13 protein-coding genes and 2 tRNA genes are annotated in these 14190 nt (G+C 62.3%); 8 read left to right on the forward strand and 7 right to left on the reverse strand.

The window, feature by feature from the left end:
- Positions 1–339 precede the first annotated feature (339 nt).
- Entirely contained in the window at positions 340–828 is a 489-nt protein-coding gene (gene bcp / locus ACO07W_RS17330) for a thioredoxin-dependent thiol peroxidase (protein WP_421846068.1), read from the reverse strand.
- A gap of 126 nt (positions 829–954) precedes the next feature.
- Here bcp and ACO07W_RS17335 point away from each other — a divergent pair, with 126 nt between their 5' ends.
- Positions 955–1182, forward strand: a complete 228-nt coding sequence (locus ACO07W_RS17335; RefSeq protein WP_421844965.1) for a DUF3618 domain-containing protein — start codon at positions 955–957, stop codon at positions 1180–1182.
- Positions 1183–1218: 36 nt separating this feature from the next.
- On the opposite strand, the gene ACO07W_RS17340 is transcribed toward ACO07W_RS17335, so the two are convergent.
- Positions 1219–1294 (reverse strand) — tRNA-Lys (locus ACO07W_RS17340).
- 153 nt (positions 1295–1447) lie between these two features.
- On the opposite strand from ACO07W_RS17340, the gene ACO07W_RS17345 reads away from it, so the two are divergent.
- Complete coding sequence (locus tag ACO07W_RS17345; protein ID WP_421844966.1) at positions 1448–2677, forward strand: L,D-transpeptidase; 1230 nt, start codon at positions 1448–1450, stop codon at positions 2675–2677.
- Positions 2678–2695: 18 nt separating this feature from the next.
- Here the strand turns inward: ACO07W_RS17345 and ACO07W_RS17350 are convergent.
- Both ACO07W_RS17350 and orn read right to left on the reverse strand, forming a co-directional pair.
- Positions 2696–2768: transfer RNA gene (locus tag ACO07W_RS17350), tRNA-His, on the reverse strand.
- 49 nt (positions 2769–2817) lie between these two features.
- Entirely contained in the window at positions 2818–3465 is a 648-nt protein-coding gene (gene orn, locus ACO07W_RS17355; RefSeq protein WP_421844967.1) for an oligoribonuclease, read from the reverse strand.
- Positions 3466–3579: 114 nt separating this feature from the next.
- Between orn and ACO07W_RS17360 the strand changes: the two genes are divergently transcribed.
- Positions 3580–5184: a helicase HerA-like domain-containing protein gene (locus ACO07W_RS17360; protein ID WP_421844968.1), complete on the forward strand. Its 1605-nt coding sequence runs from the start codon at positions 3580–3582 to the stop codon at positions 5182–5184.
- A gap of 3 nt (positions 5185–5187) precedes the next feature.
- Here the strand turns inward: ACO07W_RS17360 and cmrA are convergent, their stop codons facing one another.
- Positions 5188–5994, reverse strand: coding sequence for a mycolate reductase CmrA (gene cmrA, locus ACO07W_RS17365; RefSeq protein WP_421844969.1), 807 nt, complete (start codon positions 5992–5994; stop codon positions 5188–5190).
- 142 nt (positions 5995–6136) lie between these two features.
- On the opposite strand from cmrA, the gene ACO07W_RS17370 reads away from it, so the two are divergent.
- A complete protein-coding gene (locus tag ACO07W_RS17370) occupies positions 6137–7483 on the forward strand; it encodes an MFS transporter (RefSeq protein ID WP_421844970.1) in 1347 nt (448 codons plus the stop codon).
- On the opposite strand, the gene ACO07W_RS17375 is transcribed toward ACO07W_RS17370, so the two are convergent.
- Both ACO07W_RS17375 and ACO07W_RS17380 read right to left on the reverse strand, forming a co-directional pair.
- Entirely contained in the window at positions 7480–8271 is a 792-nt protein-coding gene (locus ACO07W_RS17375) for an MmpS family transport accessory protein (protein ID WP_421844971.1), read from the reverse strand. The genes ACO07W_RS17370 and ACO07W_RS17375 overlap by 4 nt on opposite strands.
- A 369-nt stretch (positions 8272–8640) precedes the next feature.
- The gene (locus ACO07W_RS17380) at positions 8641–9282 is read right to left on the reverse strand and encodes a TetR/AcrR family transcriptional regulator (protein ID WP_421844972.1); all 642 of its coding nucleotides are present in this window, start codon (positions 9280–9282) and stop codon (positions 8641–8643) included.
- Positions 9283–9451: 169 nt separating this feature from the next.
- On the opposite strand from ACO07W_RS17380, the gene ACO07W_RS17385 reads away from it, so the two are divergent.
- The 4 genes from ACO07W_RS17385 (at position 9452) to ACO07W_RS17400 (ending at position 14190) form a co-directional block, all read left to right on the forward strand.
- A complete protein-coding gene (locus ACO07W_RS17385; protein WP_421846069.1) occupies positions 9452–11020 on the forward strand; it encodes an AMP-binding protein in 1569 nt (522 codons plus the stop codon).
- Positions 11021–11121: 101 nt separating this feature from the next.
- Entirely contained in the window at positions 11122–11868 is a 747-nt protein-coding gene (locus ACO07W_RS17390) for a CoA transferase subunit A (RefSeq protein ID WP_421844973.1), read from the forward strand.
- A 72-nt stretch (positions 11869–11940) separates the two neighbouring features.
- Positions 11941–12582: a CoA transferase subunit B gene (locus ACO07W_RS17395; protein WP_421844974.1), complete on the forward strand. Its 642-nt coding sequence runs from the start codon at positions 11941–11943 to the stop codon at positions 12580–12582.
- Between the two features lie 24 nt (positions 12583–12606).
- Positions 12607–14190 carry a carboxyl transferase domain-containing protein gene (locus ACO07W_RS17400; RefSeq protein ID WP_421844975.1) on the forward strand — a complete coding sequence of 528 codons (1584 nt, stop codon included), beginning with the start codon at positions 12607–12609 and terminating at the stop codon, positions 14188–14190.

Here is a 14190-nt window from a genome sequence, read left to right on the forward strand (position 1 = left end):
ACAGGCCCCGGTCACCAACACCCGGACCGGTAACCAATCCCTACTAAACGATTAGGAGCCTGAAATCGCTACGAATAGAGCAAAAGATCGCCCGGAAAACCTTCAATGTCAAGGCATACGCTGAAGCGTTTGCTATCGACATGTCCGATTCTTTTAGGTCGGCTGAATGCTTTTCTGGGCTTGCCCTGAACCCGTCTGCGAATTTAGCGGATTCGGGTGGAAGCGACGCACACGTGCTGCGAAAAGACGTCGCTACTGGGCAAGGGGGGATGCCTGCCGATGACTGGGAATTTCATTGTGCTCGACGTCGTGACACCGCGTCGCAGGTTGCCGGGCTGATCAAGTCGAAGCCGTCGCCTGCTTGATGATCTTCTGTATCAATGTGGAGGCGTGCGCAGCCTTGACGTTGTATTGCGCCAGCACAATTTTTCCGTCTTCGCCGACGACGAACGTGGATCGGATCACGCCGTGGACGGTCTTGCCGTACAGCTGCTTTTCTCCGTAGGCGCCCCAGGCCCCCAACACCTCGCGTTCGGGGTCGGACAACAGCGGGAACGTCAGGCCCTCAGCGTCACGGAACTTGGCCAGTTTTGCTGGTGGATCGGGCGAGATGCCAACCACATCGAGGCCGGCGTCATTGAGATCGCGTAGGTTGTCGCGAAAGCTACAGGCTTGTTTGGTGCATCCCGGTGTCGAGGCCGCCGGGTAGAAGTACACGACAACCTGCCGTCCGCGGTAGGCGGCCAATGACACGTCTTTTCCGTCCGCGTCGGGCAAGGTGAAGGTAGGTGCAGTGTCGCCGGGCGCCAGCCGCGTGGTCTGGGTCAACTCGTTGCCTCTCTGCGTCATTTCGGTTCACCGGAGCTGAGGGATCAGCACCGGCTGATCTAGGGTAGTGCGTCAGGTGAACCAGCCATACGTGCAGGCAGAAAAAGGCGGACTTGGAGGACAGACGTGGCGGATCGCGATCCCGACACCATCAAGCAGGAGATCGACCTCGCCCGCGAACAACTGGCGTCCACGGTCGACTCATTGGCCGAGCGAACCAGTCCGCGCCGTGTCGCTGACAATCTCAAGTTGCGGCTGGTTGAGTTCGCCAAGCAGCCTGTTGTGGCAGTTTCGCTGGCCAGCATCGGTGCTCTGGCCGTTGTCATCGTGGTTCGCCGAGTCAAGAATCGTTGACGCGGTACTCGCCTGGCCATCGCGCGATGATGGCACTGGTGCGCCGTCAGGGTTTCGAACCCCGGACCCGCTGATTAAGAGTCAGCTGCTCTACCAACTGAGCTAACGGCGCCTAGACTCACCTAGCCAGGGCACATTAACAGGCTCTGCATTAATGCGTGAAATCACGCGGAAGGTTCACAGTCCTGCGGCCTGTCTGGCCCTAGAATACAACGAAGTGTACAGCTTCGGCGCGGCGTGATCTGGTGGGGGAGGTAGGTAGCGAATGCCAACGGTGGGAGGTGTGACCCGTTGGCGTCGGCTCAGGGCTTGGAGGGCCTGGTCAGCCGCGTTGGTGTTGGCTCCGGTGGTGGTCGGTGCTGTCGCGTGCGGCAGTAATAGCAGCGGGCCTGAACCGCTCAAGGTCATCGTGGGCAAGGGCACGCCATTTACCGATTTGCTGGTTCCGAAACTCGCCTCGTCGGTGACTGATGGCGCGGTCGGCGTCACCGTGGATGTGCCGGTGTCGGTGTCGGTTGCCAACGGTGTGCTTGCTGCGGTCACGATGGTCAACGGCAGCGGCACCTCGGTGAGTGGCAAACTCAGCTCGGATGGACTGCACTGGTCGACCACTGAGCCGCTGGGATACAACAAGCGCTATACGCTCAACGTAAAGGCCCGCGGGCTTGCTGGTACGGCGAGTCGCCAGATGACCTTTCAAACCAGTTCGCCCGCGCACCTGACGATGCCCTACGTCACGCCGGGTGTTGGCGAGGTTGTCGGTGTGGGCGCACCGGTGGCGATCCGGTTCGACGAGAACATCTCCGACCGCGCCGCCGCCGAGAAAGCCGTCAAAATCACTACCGATCCACCAGTGGAAGGCGCTTTCTACTGGCTGAACAATCGTGAAGTGCGTTGGCGCCCGCAGCATTTCTGGAAGCCGGGTACGGCTGTCGACGTCGCGGTTAACACCTACGGTGTCGACTTGGGCGAGGGGATGTTTGGTGAGGACAACGCGAAGACGCACTTCCTCGTTGGCGATGAGGTGATAGCCACCGCCGACGACAAAACCAAGATGCTGACCGTACGGGTCAACGGTGAAATCGTCAGGACGATCCCAACGTCGATGGGCAAACACAGCACACCGACCGACAACGGCTTTTATATCGTCGGGTCGCGTTTCAAACACATCATCATGGATTCGTCTACCTACGGCGTACCCGTCAACTCGCCCCACGGATATCGCACCGACGTCAACTGGGCCACCCAGATTTCTTACAGTGGTGTGTTCGTGCACTCCGCGCCATGGTCGGTTGGCGCTCAGGGACACACCAACACCAGCCACGGTTGTCTGAACGTGAGTCCGAGCAACGCCCAGTGGTTCTACCACCACGTCAAGCGTGGCGACATTGTCAAGGTCGTCAACACGGTGGGAGGCACACTGCCAGGGACCGAAGGTCTTGGCGACTGGAACGTTCCGTGGGATCAGTGGCAGGCCGGCAACGCCGACGCATGATGCCCGCTGCGTGTTCGGGGTGAGTGACGGGGCTCGAACCCGCGACTTCCAGGATCACAACCTGGTGCTCTACCAACTGAACTACACTCACCATCGCCCGGCGCCGGCCCCGCGGGGGCCAAGCAGAGGCGACGTCGATACTAGCCGTTCGGTTGGTCGCCAGCCGAATCGGATGTTGCCGTCGTCCCGTTTTCGCGGTCAAGATCGGCCACCACTGCCGCGATGTCGCTGGTGGAGGGCCCGGGTGGGGATGCGAATACGGTGCGCCGATAGAACTGCAGTTCACGGATTGACTCACGGATATCGGCCAGCGCTCGATGGGCTAGCCCCTTGGCGGGCTGTCCGAAATAGACGCGCGGGTACCAGCGTCGGCAGAGTTCCTTGATCGAGCTGACATCGATCATCCGGTAGTGCAGGAACGAGTCCAACGTGGGCATGTCGCGCGCAATGAACGAACGATCGGTGGCGATTGAGTTGCCGGCCAAGGGCGCGGTCTTGGGTTGTTTGACGTGTTCACCGATGTATTCGAGGACCATCGTCTCGGCGGTCGCCAGGTCTACCGTAGATACCTTCACCTCGTCGACCAGCCCCGAGCGCGAGTGCATCTCGGCAACCACGTCGATCATCGATGACAGCGCCGCGGCGTCAGCATGGATCACAACGTCGACTCCGTCGCCGAGAATGTTCAGATCGGCATCGGTGACGAGGGCTGCGATCTCGATCAATTTGTCTGATCCCAGATTGAGCCCGGTCATCTCGCAATCGATCCATATCAATTCGTCACGCACAGCGCTCAGCGTAGGCCCCTACTTAGCCCCCGCCAGCTCGCACCCGTACTTCTCCCTCGTATGTGATGCTTTCCGCATGAATGCTGACTTACGGGAGAAGAGGGACCTGGCACGATGAGCACGGACATGGCGGCCGATGGGTCGGACAGGCCCGCGAAGCGGGTTTCTGCCGGCTATGCCGTCGAAGGCGAGGTCTTGGAGCTGGGCACGGTCGTCGTCGACGGCGACGTCGACCCAACCGCTCGAATCCGCGTTCCCCTAGCCACCGTCAATAGACACGGCCTGGTGGCCGGCGCGACTGGGACCGGCAAGACCAAGACGCTGCAGCTGATTGCCGAGCAGCTCAGCGCTGCGGGTGTAGCCGTGCTGATGGCCGATGTGAAGGGCGATTTGTCCGGCTTGGCGCGCACCGGCGTGGCCGGCGACAAGATCGCTGAGCGCGCGAAGCAGACCGGGGACGACTGGACGCCTGCGAAGTTCCCGGTGGAGTTCCTGTCGTTGGGCACTGGCGGAGTTGGGGTACCGGTGCGTGCGGCTATCTCTAGCTTTGGGCCCGTCCTACTTTCAAAGGTGTTAGAACTCAACGCTACTCAGGAATCGACACTGGGCCTGATCTTCTATTGGGCCGACCGGCGGGGTCTTCCGCTGCTGGACCTGAAAGATTTGCGCGCGGTCATCAGATACCTGATCAGTGATGAGGGCAAGTCTGAACTGAAAAGCCTTGGAGCCGTATCCACTCGAACGGCCGGTGTCATTCTTCGGGCATTGGTCACCCTCGAGGCGGAGGGTGCAGACACCTTCTTCGGCGAGCCGGAGCTAAACTCTGAAGACCTGGTGCGCATTGACGATCAGGGCCGTGGCGTCATCTCGTTACTTGAGTTCAGCGGCAATTCGTTGCGCCCGGTGCTGTTCTCCACCTTTCTCATGTGGGTGCTAGCTGACCTGTTCGTGCTCCTTCCCGAGATCGGTGATCTAGCCAAGCCCAAGCTGGTGATCGTCTTCGACGAGGCACATCTGTTGTTCGCCGGCGCCTCGAAGGCGTTTCTGCAACAAGTCGAGCAGACCGTCAAGCTGATTCGTTCCAGGGGCGTAGGAGTGTTCTTCTGCACTCAGTCGCCCACGGATGTGCCCAAGGAAGTGCTTTCTCAGTTGGGCGCTCGCGTCCAGCACGCGTTGCGGGCGTTTACCGCCGACGACCAGAAGGCGCTGCGGAAGACCGTCCGAACCTACCCGCAAACCGACGTCTACGACCTTGAATCAGCGCTGACCTCGTTGGGCATCGGTGAGGCGGTGGTCACCGTGCTTTCTGAGACGGGCGCGCCGACACCTGTCGCTTGGACGCGCATGCGCGCCCCCCGTTCGTTGATGGGCGCGATTGGCGCCGAAGCGATCGATGCTGCGGCCGGGGCAAGTTCGCTGCAAGCCGAATACGGCCAGACCATTGACCGGGAGTCCGCTCACGAATTGCTCAGCGCAAAGCTTGCGCCTGCGCAACGGACTCTGCCAGAACGCGTCCCAACCCCGCTGGGGGAGCAGGGCCCGCTGCCCTGGCCGAACGGCGTTGAAGTACCGCCGATGCCGGCGCCAGTTGAGCCCCAAGGCCCGGCCATGTGGGAAGAGATATTGAATAATCCGACGGTGAAGAGCGTGCTCAACACAACTGCGCGTGAAATCACTCGCAGCATCTTTGGTACTGGCCGCCGTCGTCGGCGGAAGTAGCAGCTACCCGCCGCCCAGCTTCTTATAGAAGCTGCCGACGATTGGCGCTACGATTGCTCGTGGAGCGTACTGGCTCGCAACCGACATCGCTTTCGATGTAACGCCCGGTACAACGCGCATCTTGTTGCGGGCCAAAGCATCCAGCGAGATCCGCGCGGTGTGCTCCACCGAGATCCAAAGAAAATCCGGTACCAGCCTGTCGACCAGCGACGCGTTGGCCGGATCTGGCATTTCCGCGCGCACCGGACCGGGCGCGAGCAGCGTCACGTGCACTCCGGAGCTGTGCAGCTCACCGCGCAGCGATTCGCTGAAGGTGTTCGCGAAGGCTTTGGTGGCCGCATAGGTCGCGTTGTTGGGAATAGGCGAATTTCCAGCTGCGGAGCCAGAAATCAATATTCCGCCGGCTTTGCGTTCGACCATCGCCGGCAGGACCGCCAACGTAAGGTCGTGTACCCCTAAGGCATTGAGCTGGACTTGGGCCTTTTCTTCGGCCGGGTCCAGCGACGCTACGGGACCGAAAGTCGCGGTACCGGCATTGGCGCACAGGATCGAGATAGGGCGGCCAGCGAGTTCGTCGGCTAGCTTCGTTCGTTCGGATGGGTCGGCGAGATCAGTAGCTCGCACTTCGACCACGACCCGGTACTTGTCGGCCAGCCGGGCGGCGAGGTCGGTGAGCACTCCTTCGCGTCGCGCAGTGACTATCAGACTGTGGCCGCGTGCGGCCAGTTCGGTGGCCAGCGCTTCACCGATGCCTTGCGAGGCTCCGGTGACGACGGCACGCGCGTCGGGGCTGGGCGCGGGTATCGGCATGCGCCAATGGTAGACACGTAGCGATCGCAAGGCCGGCGTAGCCGGGTGCAGCGGGTCGCTGCGCGTATGGTTCCGTAGCGATCGCCAGGCCGGCGTAGCCGGGTGCAGCGGAGGGTCTATATCGAGCACTAGAGTGCTGATCATGGACACCACGGACGCGGCGACCGGCGTGTTTCCGCGATTCCGGGTAGTGGCGTGGGCGTTGTGGGATTGCGGTTCCACCGGGCTGAACGCGATTGTGGCTACGTTCGTGTTCTCGGTCTACCTGACCGGCAGTGTGGGCCAGGGCACGCCGGGTAGTACCTCACCGGCGAGTTGGCTGGGACGTGCGCTGGCACTCTCAGGGTTGACTATTGCCGTGCTCGCGCCGGCAATCGGCGTATGGGTGGAGTCGCTGCATCGCCGGCGGGTCGCGTTGGGATTGTTGACCGGGCTTGCGGTGACATTCACCAGCGCGATGAGCCTGATTCGTGATCAGCCCAGCTATCTGTTGCCTGGCCTAGTGCTGCTGGCGGCCACGGCGGCATGTGGTGACTTGTCCAGCGTCCCCTATAACGCGATGCTGCGTCAGTTCAGCACGCCTCAGACGGTCGGCCGGATTTCCGGGTTCGGCTGGGCATCGGGCTACGTCGGCAGCGTCGTGTTGCTACTGGTGATCTACCTGGGCTTCATGTCGGGCAGCGGCTCGGAGCGTGGGTTGCTGCGTCTGCCGATTCACGATGGATTCAACGTACGCGCAGCGATGCTCCTGGCAGCCGCGTGGCTGGCGTTGTTCGCTCTTCCGCTCCTGGTCATAGCTCACCGGCTGCCCGACGTTGGTCCTGGGACAGGTAGGGTCACTGGCCCGAAGACGGGCATCTTCGGTGGTTATCGCAAGTTGTGGGCGGACATCAGCGCGGAATGGCGCGGCGACCGCAACCTGGTCTACTTTCTGGTGGCAAGCGCGCTCTTCCGCGACGGGTTGGCGGCCATATTTACCTTCGGCGCAGTTTTGGGTGTCAACGTGTACGGACTGTCGCAAGCTGACGTGTTGATCTTCGGCGTTGCCGCGAGCGTGGTGGCTGCGCTCGGAGCCGTGGCGGGCGGGCTCATCGACCACCGGATCGGGTCCAAGCTGGTGATTATCACGTCGCTGATAGCCATCATCGCCATGGCACTGGCATTGATCGCCTTGTCGGGCCCGCTGGCATTCTGGTTGTGCGGGTTGTTGCTGTGCGTGTTCATTGGGCCGTCGCAGTCGGCGTCTCGCGCGTTGCTGTTGCGCATGGCGGCCCACGGCAAAGAGGGCGTGGCCTTCGGCTTGTACACGATGACCGGTCGCGCGGTGTCGTTTATGGCACCGTGGCTGTTTTCTATCTTCGTTGACGTGTTCGGCGCCGTGCGCGCCGGTCTGGGCGGAGTTTGTGTGGTGCTGATTGCCGGACTCTTGGTAATGCTGCGGGTCCGGCCGCCCGGACACGAGCGCGTTGTTACCGCTGAATCGCCTTAGCCCGGCGAGTTGCAAATAGTTAAGCCGACCCCGGTGCGTTGACGTACCTGTACCCCGGCCACCGTGAGTGAACAGGTGATGTCGTGGCCGATGTTGACGATGGTGACGCTCGCCGGATTTACGGCTGACGTCGATAGGCTGACTTCCTTGTGCCACGGCAACGCGACGTTGAACTCGGTTTGTATGACGTTGCCGGTATCGAGGTAGGTGACGCTAATCGCGCGGCCTTCGCCGGTGATGTCGTAGACGACGGTCTGCATCGCGGCCGGGTCGGTTGTTTCGGTTCGCGTACCCGGGCTGCTGTTCGTCGGCGGCGCTGCGGAGGGTGAGCGCGGCCGCTTTGTCGTCGGGGTCTGGTTCGTCGAGCTTGGTCCGGACATTGCGGGTAACGGTGGCACGGCGGTTTGCCTTTGAGCAGAGCCGTTTGCAATGACCAGCGCTATGAGAAGTCCAACGACCAGCAGCACTGCTGCCCCGGCAGCGAACCATAGCCAGCGCGGTGATTTCGGGCCCTCTGGCGGCGTGGTTGGTCCATTTTGTGGTGGTCCGCCCGGAGGGGGAGCACCTTCTTGCCAGTACTGCGGCATCTCGTAGGTTGTGTCGGGCTCGTACTGTCCCTGTGCCCATTGCGGAGGATAGCCGCCGTAGGGGGGCGCATACGGCGCGTACGGTTCTTGGCCGGCGTAGGCTGGGTCGGCGGGCGGCGGGTTTCGGGGTCCCCGCGGATCGGTCTGTCCAGACCCTGTTAGAGGGGGACCAAACCGCTCGGTGCGACGTGGATCGTTCATGTCCACCTCATGGATTGCAGGGTACCTGGGTGGGACCTAGAAATGCTGACGTACCCGATGACCTTGCGGTTCGGCTACCGCTCTGGACGCTGTCCCGACACGTTGCGACCAGGTATTTCGTTGCAGACGCGCCGTGGCGCCACGCGGCGTCGGTGCCTTCCTGGTGGCGGCCGGTCTCCGGTTCGGCGCCAGCGCCGGGCGCATTCTTCGAGATCACGCGGCGGTTGTCGAAGTACGCGGGTCGCGACAATCGAAGCGGTGGCCTTCGACAGATCCGCTGGCTGATCGACTCAGTCAAGTTCGGCTATTGCGGGCCGATCGGCAGCCGCCACTTGCGTCTTTGCGATCAGGAATCGGTGGCGGCAGACGTTATGGACTGGTGGCCATCAGCGCGGCGACTGTCATCGCTCGCATGACTGCGCGGGAACGCGTTTTGCGTCCTGGTTTAGTATCGGCTGATTTCATGCTGTGCGGCGTTGAGTTCAACAGTCCGAATACAGCGTGTGCCATCAGCCGGGCGTCGGCTTCGGCCAGATCCGGGTGCAGCTCACGTAAGACGCTCACCCAGACCTCCACGTACTGCCGCTGGGCTTTCCGTACGTGCCGCTCAGCCGTTGACGGTAGGTGTGATAGGTCGCGGTCCTGGATCCGGATGAGGCTTGGCTCGTCTAGGACAAAGTCGAGGTGAAAATCGATAAGGTCGTCCAGCGCCGCGGTCGCGTCGGAGCTGCGGGAGGTCACATCGATGGCTCCGGCGAGTAGCCGCGCGCTTATGCCGACCAGCAACTCGACGAGCAGAGACTCCTTGTTCGGGAAGTGCCGGTAGATTGCCGGACCGCTGACGCCGGCGGCGGCACCGATGTCCTCTAGGCGCACGGCAAGGAAACCGCTTTCAGCAAACAGCCGTTCGGCGGCCGACAGCAATTGCGAACGGCGGTCGGACTTCAACTGGCTGCGACGACTCAGGGCCTCAGGCGGGTCTGCTTGGCCGTTCCGGGAGCGCGCTGGCATGGCGGTCTCCGTAGCCAACTAGTCTTTGAATACTTCGGTTAATCGTCACTAACATAGCACGCGTTGCTCGCAATTGGCTCGAGTTGTCGCACGGTAGGCATCAGACTGGGGAGCTGTGTCGGCTGACCTTTCCTATGAGTGCGGTGCAACCGAACCTGGGCTGCTCGCCATGACTATCGGTGCCAACCTCGCCGCCACCACAGCCAGCTGCGGGCATCGGGAGGCGCTTGTCGATATCCCCGCGGACCGGCGCTGGACCTACCGCGAATTGCTCGCCGATGTGCGCCGGCTGGCGACTGGGTTGTTGCGGGCGGGGATTGGCGCGGGCGATCGGGTAGGCATATGGGCGCCCAACCGGTATGAGTGGGTGCTTGTCCAGTACGCGACTGCTGAAATCGGCGCGATTCTGGTGACCGTAAACCCTGCCTACCAGGCTCGGGAATTGGGTTATGTGCTAAGGCAATCCGGTGTCGCCATGTTGATTGCTGCTTCCGGTTTCAAAGCTGTGGACTATCGGGCGATCCTGGCCGAGGTCGCGCCGAGCTGCCCCGGCCTGAACGAGGTGGTGTTCATCGGCGGCGATCGATGGGAGACGTTGTCCCGGGCAGAGCCCGAGCTGGGTGTGCTGCAGCAGATCGCGCCAACGCTGGATAGCAACGATCCGATCAATATCCAATACACATCTGGCACAACGGGATACCCGAAGGGCGTCACGTTGAGTCATCGCAATATCCTCAACAACGGCTATCTGGTGGGCGAGCTACTCGGGTATACCGCAGACGACCGAGTCTGCATTCCGGTGCCCTTCTATCACTGCTTCGGCATGGTGCTAGGCAATTTGGCGGCCACCAGCCACGGGGCTTGCATGGTGATACCAGCGCAGAGCTTCGATCCCGCCGCTACGTTGCGGGCGGTTGAAGCCCAACGATGCACCAGCCTGTACGGAGTGCCGACGATGTTCATCGCCGCTCTCGGCCTACCTGAATTCGAAGGCTACGAACTGGGCAGCCTGCGTACCGGAATCATGGCCGGTGCGCCATGCCCGATTGAGTTGATGCGCAAGGTGATCGAGCAGATGCACATGTCTGCGATCTCAATTTGCTACGGCATGACTGAAACGTCCCCCGTGGCAACTCAGACGCGCAGCGACGACTCCCTGCAGCGGCGGGTCGCTACGGTTGGCCGGGTGGGGCCCCATTTGGAGGTCAAGGTGGCGGACCCAGGCACCGGCGAGACGTTGCCTCGTGGTGTGGCCGGTGAATTCTGCACACGGGGTTACGCGGTGATGGCCGGCTACTGGAACGATCCGGAGCGGACTGCGGAGGTGATCGACGCTGACGGGTGGATGCACACCGGAGATCTCGCCGAGATGGATTCGCACGGGTATGTCCAAATCGTCGGCCGGATTAAAGACATGGTCGTGCGAGGGGGTGAGAACGTCTCGCCACGGGAGATCGAAGAGTTCCTCTACACCCACGCCGATATCGTCGACGGTCACGTCATCGGGGTGCCCGATGATAAGTACGGCGAGGAGCTTATGGCGGTGGTCAAGCTGCGCGACGGCGCACCGGTGCTGACCATCGAGCGATTGCGCGAATTCTGCGACGGCCAAATTTCCAGGTTCAAGATCCCGCGGTATCTGTGGATCGTCGACGAATTCCCCATGACGGTTACCGGAAAAGTCCGCAAAGTGGAGCTGCGTGAGCGGGCGATCCAGTACTTGCGCAGCCAGGGCTGAACGCTGGTGTGGGCCGTTATGCCTGGACGCGGTGCGTAGCCGGTGGTAGGGTATTTTCCCAGTTAATGAACATTAACTGAAGCCGGAGGGTTCCGCGGTCTATGGACAAGGTAGTAGCGACCGCTGCGGAAGCGATATCAGACATCGGCAATGGGGCTTCCCTGGCGGTCGGAGGATTCGGGCTGTGCGGTATTCCCGAAGCCTTGATCGCCGCACTGGCCGACAGTCAGGTCGCCGACTTGGAAACGGTGTCGAACAACTGCGGAGTTGACGGTGTCGGGCTAGGCCTGTTGCTGCAGCACAAGCGAATTCGTCGGACGGTCTCGTCGTACGTCGGCGAAAATAAGGAATTCGCGCGGCAGTTCTTGTCCGGCGAACTTGAGGTGGAGCTCACCCCACAAGGCACGCTGGCTGAACGGTTACGCGCCGGCGGGATGGGCATACCGGCCTTCTACACACCGGCCGGTGTCGGTACCGAGATTGCCAATGGCGGGCTGCCGTGGCGCTACGACGAATCAGGTGCGGTCGCGGTGGTGTCGCCGGCGAAGGAGACGCGCGAATTCGATGGTGTCACATACGTTCTCGAGCGATCGATCCGCACCGACTTCGCGCTGGTGCACGCCTGGATGGGGGACCGGCACGGCAATCTTGTCTATCGCCAGGCCGCCGCCAACTTCAACCCGGACTGCGCCACAGCCGGGAAGATCACCATCGCCGAGGTCGAACACCTTGTCGAGCCGGGAGAAATCGACCCTGCGGCAGTGCACACCCCCGGTGTCTACGTCCAACGGGTGCTGCATGTTCCCCATCCGCCCAAGCGCATCGAGCGGGAGACGGTACGGCCATGACAGCGCACACGGCGATGCGGTGGGGCACCTCCCGGTTGCGGCGGTCAAGGCGATGAGGAGGTGCGGCGCGCAATGACGTGGAGTAGAGACGACATGGCCGCGCGAGTCGCTGCAGAATTTGCCGACGGGCAGTACGTCAACCTCGGCATCGGAATGCCGACGCTTATCCCCAACCATATTCCAGCTGGGAAAACCGTCGTCTTGCACTCCGAAAACGGGATCCTTGGCGTTGGCCCGTATCCGCGGCGCGCGGACCTTGATGCGGATCTGATCAACGCGGGAAAAGAGACGGTCACGACGTTGCCGGGCGCCGCGTTCTTTGGTTCCGCGTCATCATTCGGCATCATCCGTGGTGGACACCTCGATGTCGCGGTGCTCGGCGCTATGCAAGTTTCAGCCACCGGTGACCTAGCCAACTGGATGATCCCCGGCAAGATGGTCAAAGGCATGGGCGGCGCGATGGACTTGGTGCACGGTGCTCGTCGGGTGATTGTGATGATGGAGCACGCCGCCAAGGACGGCAGCCCAAAAATCGTTGAACGGTGCACATTGCCGTTGACCGGTGTGGGTTGTGTGAACCGCATTGTCACCGAGCTCGGGGTCATCGATGTTCGCGCTGACGGCCTCTACCTCATCGAGATCGCCCCAGAGGTGTCGGTCGATGAGGTCGTAGCCAAGACTGAGCCGCCCCTTGCGCTTCGGGATTTGGGCTAACAATGAATACCCCGGGATGACACGGTGACAACAAAGACCCCCGCACCATCGTTCGCCGACGAGCACCGCCGGCTGGTGGCGGAGCTGAACGCCAAGATTGCCGACGCCGCTCTGGGCGGTAGCGAACGCGCGCGCGAACGCCACGTCGGCCGCGGCAAGCTACTACCCCGAGAACGGGTGGATCGCCTGGTTGATCCGGGCAGCCCCTTCCTCGAACTGGCTCCACTGGCCGCGGGCGGCCTGTACGAAAACGAGTCCCCGGGTGCCGGCATCATCACCGGAATCGGCCGGGTATCTGGGCGAGAGTGCGTGATCGTCGCCAATGACGCGACGGTCAAGGGCGGCACCTACTATCCGATGACGGTCAAAAAGCACCTGCGTGCACAGGAAGTCGCGGTACAGAATCGGCTGCCGTGCATCTATCTCGTCGACTCCGGCGGCGCTTTCCTGCCGCGGCAGGATGAGGTGTTTCCGGACCGCGAGCACTTCGGACGGATCTTCTTCAACCAGGCGACGATGAGTGCCGAGGGCATCCCACAGGTGGCGGCGGTGCTGGGCTCGTGCACGGCCGGCGGCGCCTATGTGCCCGCAATGAGCGACGAGGCCGTCACCGTCCGTGAGCAGGGCACGATCTTCCTTGGCGGTCCGCCTCTGGTCAAAGCGGCGACCGGCGAGATCGTATCGGCAGAGGAGCTGGGCGGCGGTGACTTGCACTCCCGAGTATCCGGGGTCACCGATCATCTCGCGCACGACGACGAGGACGCGTTGCGGATTGTTCGGTCGATAGCGGCCACTTTCGGGCCGCGCGAACCAGCTCAATGGGACGTGGGCCCGGCGGTCGAGCCGAAGTATCCCCAACGCGAGCTCTACGACGTGGTCCCGCCGGATCCGCGGGTGCCCTACGACGTCCACGAGGTCATCGTGCGGCTGGTTGACGGCGGCGAATTCAACGAGTTCAAAGCGAAATACGGCAAGACGTTGGTGACCGCCTTCGCCCGCATCCACGGCCACCCGGTCGGAATCGTCGCCAACAATGGCGTGCTGTTCAGCGAATCCGCAGTCAAAGGAGCCCATTTCATCGAGCTGTGCGACAAGCGCAAGATTCCGCTGCTGTTCCTGCAGAACATCGCCGGCTTCATGGTAGGCCGCGACTACGAGGCTGGCGGCATCGCCAAACATGGCGCCAAGATGGTCACCGCCGTTGCGTGCGCCCGGGTGCCGAAGCTAACCGTTGTGATCGGCGGATCGTATGGAGCAGGCAACTACTCGATGTGTGGCCGAGCGTATTCGCCCCGCTTTTTGTGGATGTGGCCGAATGCGCGTATTTCGGTGATGGGCGGCGAGCAGGCGGCCTCCGTGCTGGCCACCGTGCGTGCTGAGCAGCTCAGCGCGTCCGGCCGATCTTGGACGGACCATGAGGAAGAAGCGTTCAAGTCGCCGATCCGCGCGCAGTATGAGGATCAAGGCAACCCGTACTATTCGACAGCCCGCCTGTGGGACGACGGAATTATCGACCCCGCCGAGACGAGAACGTTTGTGGGGCTGGCTTTGTCGGTCTGTGTGCATGCGCCGCTGAAACCGGTCTCCTACGGCGTCTTCCGGATGTGA

The organism is Mycobacterium sp. (assembly GCF_965230835.1).
Lineage (GTDB): Bacteria > Actinomycetota > Actinomycetes > Mycobacteriales > Mycobacteriaceae > Mycobacterium.

Bases quoted from the DNA above. Each gene is read 5' to 3' on its own strand.
- ACO07W_RS17345 (WP_421844966.1), top strand. From the start codon at position 1,448: ATGCCAACGGTGGGAGGTGTGACCCGTTGGCGTCGGCTCAGGGCTTGG.
- ACO07W_RS17360 (WP_421844968.1), top strand. From the start codon at position 3,580: ATGAGCACGGACATGGCGGCCGATGGGTCGGACAGGCCCGCGAAGCGG.
- cmrA (WP_421844969.1), bottom strand. From the start codon at position 5,994: ATGCCGATACCCGCGCCCAGCCCCGACGCGCGTGCCGTCGTCACCGGA.
- ACO07W_RS17370 (WP_421844970.1), top strand. From the start codon at position 6,137: ATGGACACCACGGACGCGGCGACCGGCGTGTTTCCGCGATTCCGGGTA.
- ACO07W_RS17375 (WP_421844971.1), bottom strand. From the start codon at position 8,271: ATGAACGATCCACGTCGCACCGAGCGGTTTGGTCCCCCTCTAACAGGG.
- ACO07W_RS17380 (WP_421844972.1), bottom strand. From the start codon at position 9,282: ATGCCAGCGCGCTCCCGGAACGGCCAAGCAGACCCGCCTGAGGCCCTG.
- ACO07W_RS17385 (WP_421846069.1), top strand. From the start codon at position 9,452: ATGACTATCGGTGCCAACCTCGCCGCCACCACAGCCAGCTGCGGGCAT.
- ACO07W_RS17390 (WP_421844973.1), top strand. From the start codon at position 11,122: ATGGACAAGGTAGTAGCGACCGCTGCGGAAGCGATATCAGACATCGGC.
- ACO07W_RS17395 (WP_421844974.1), top strand. From the start codon at position 11,941: ATGACGTGGAGTAGAGACGACATGGCCGCGCGAGTCGCTGCAGAATTT.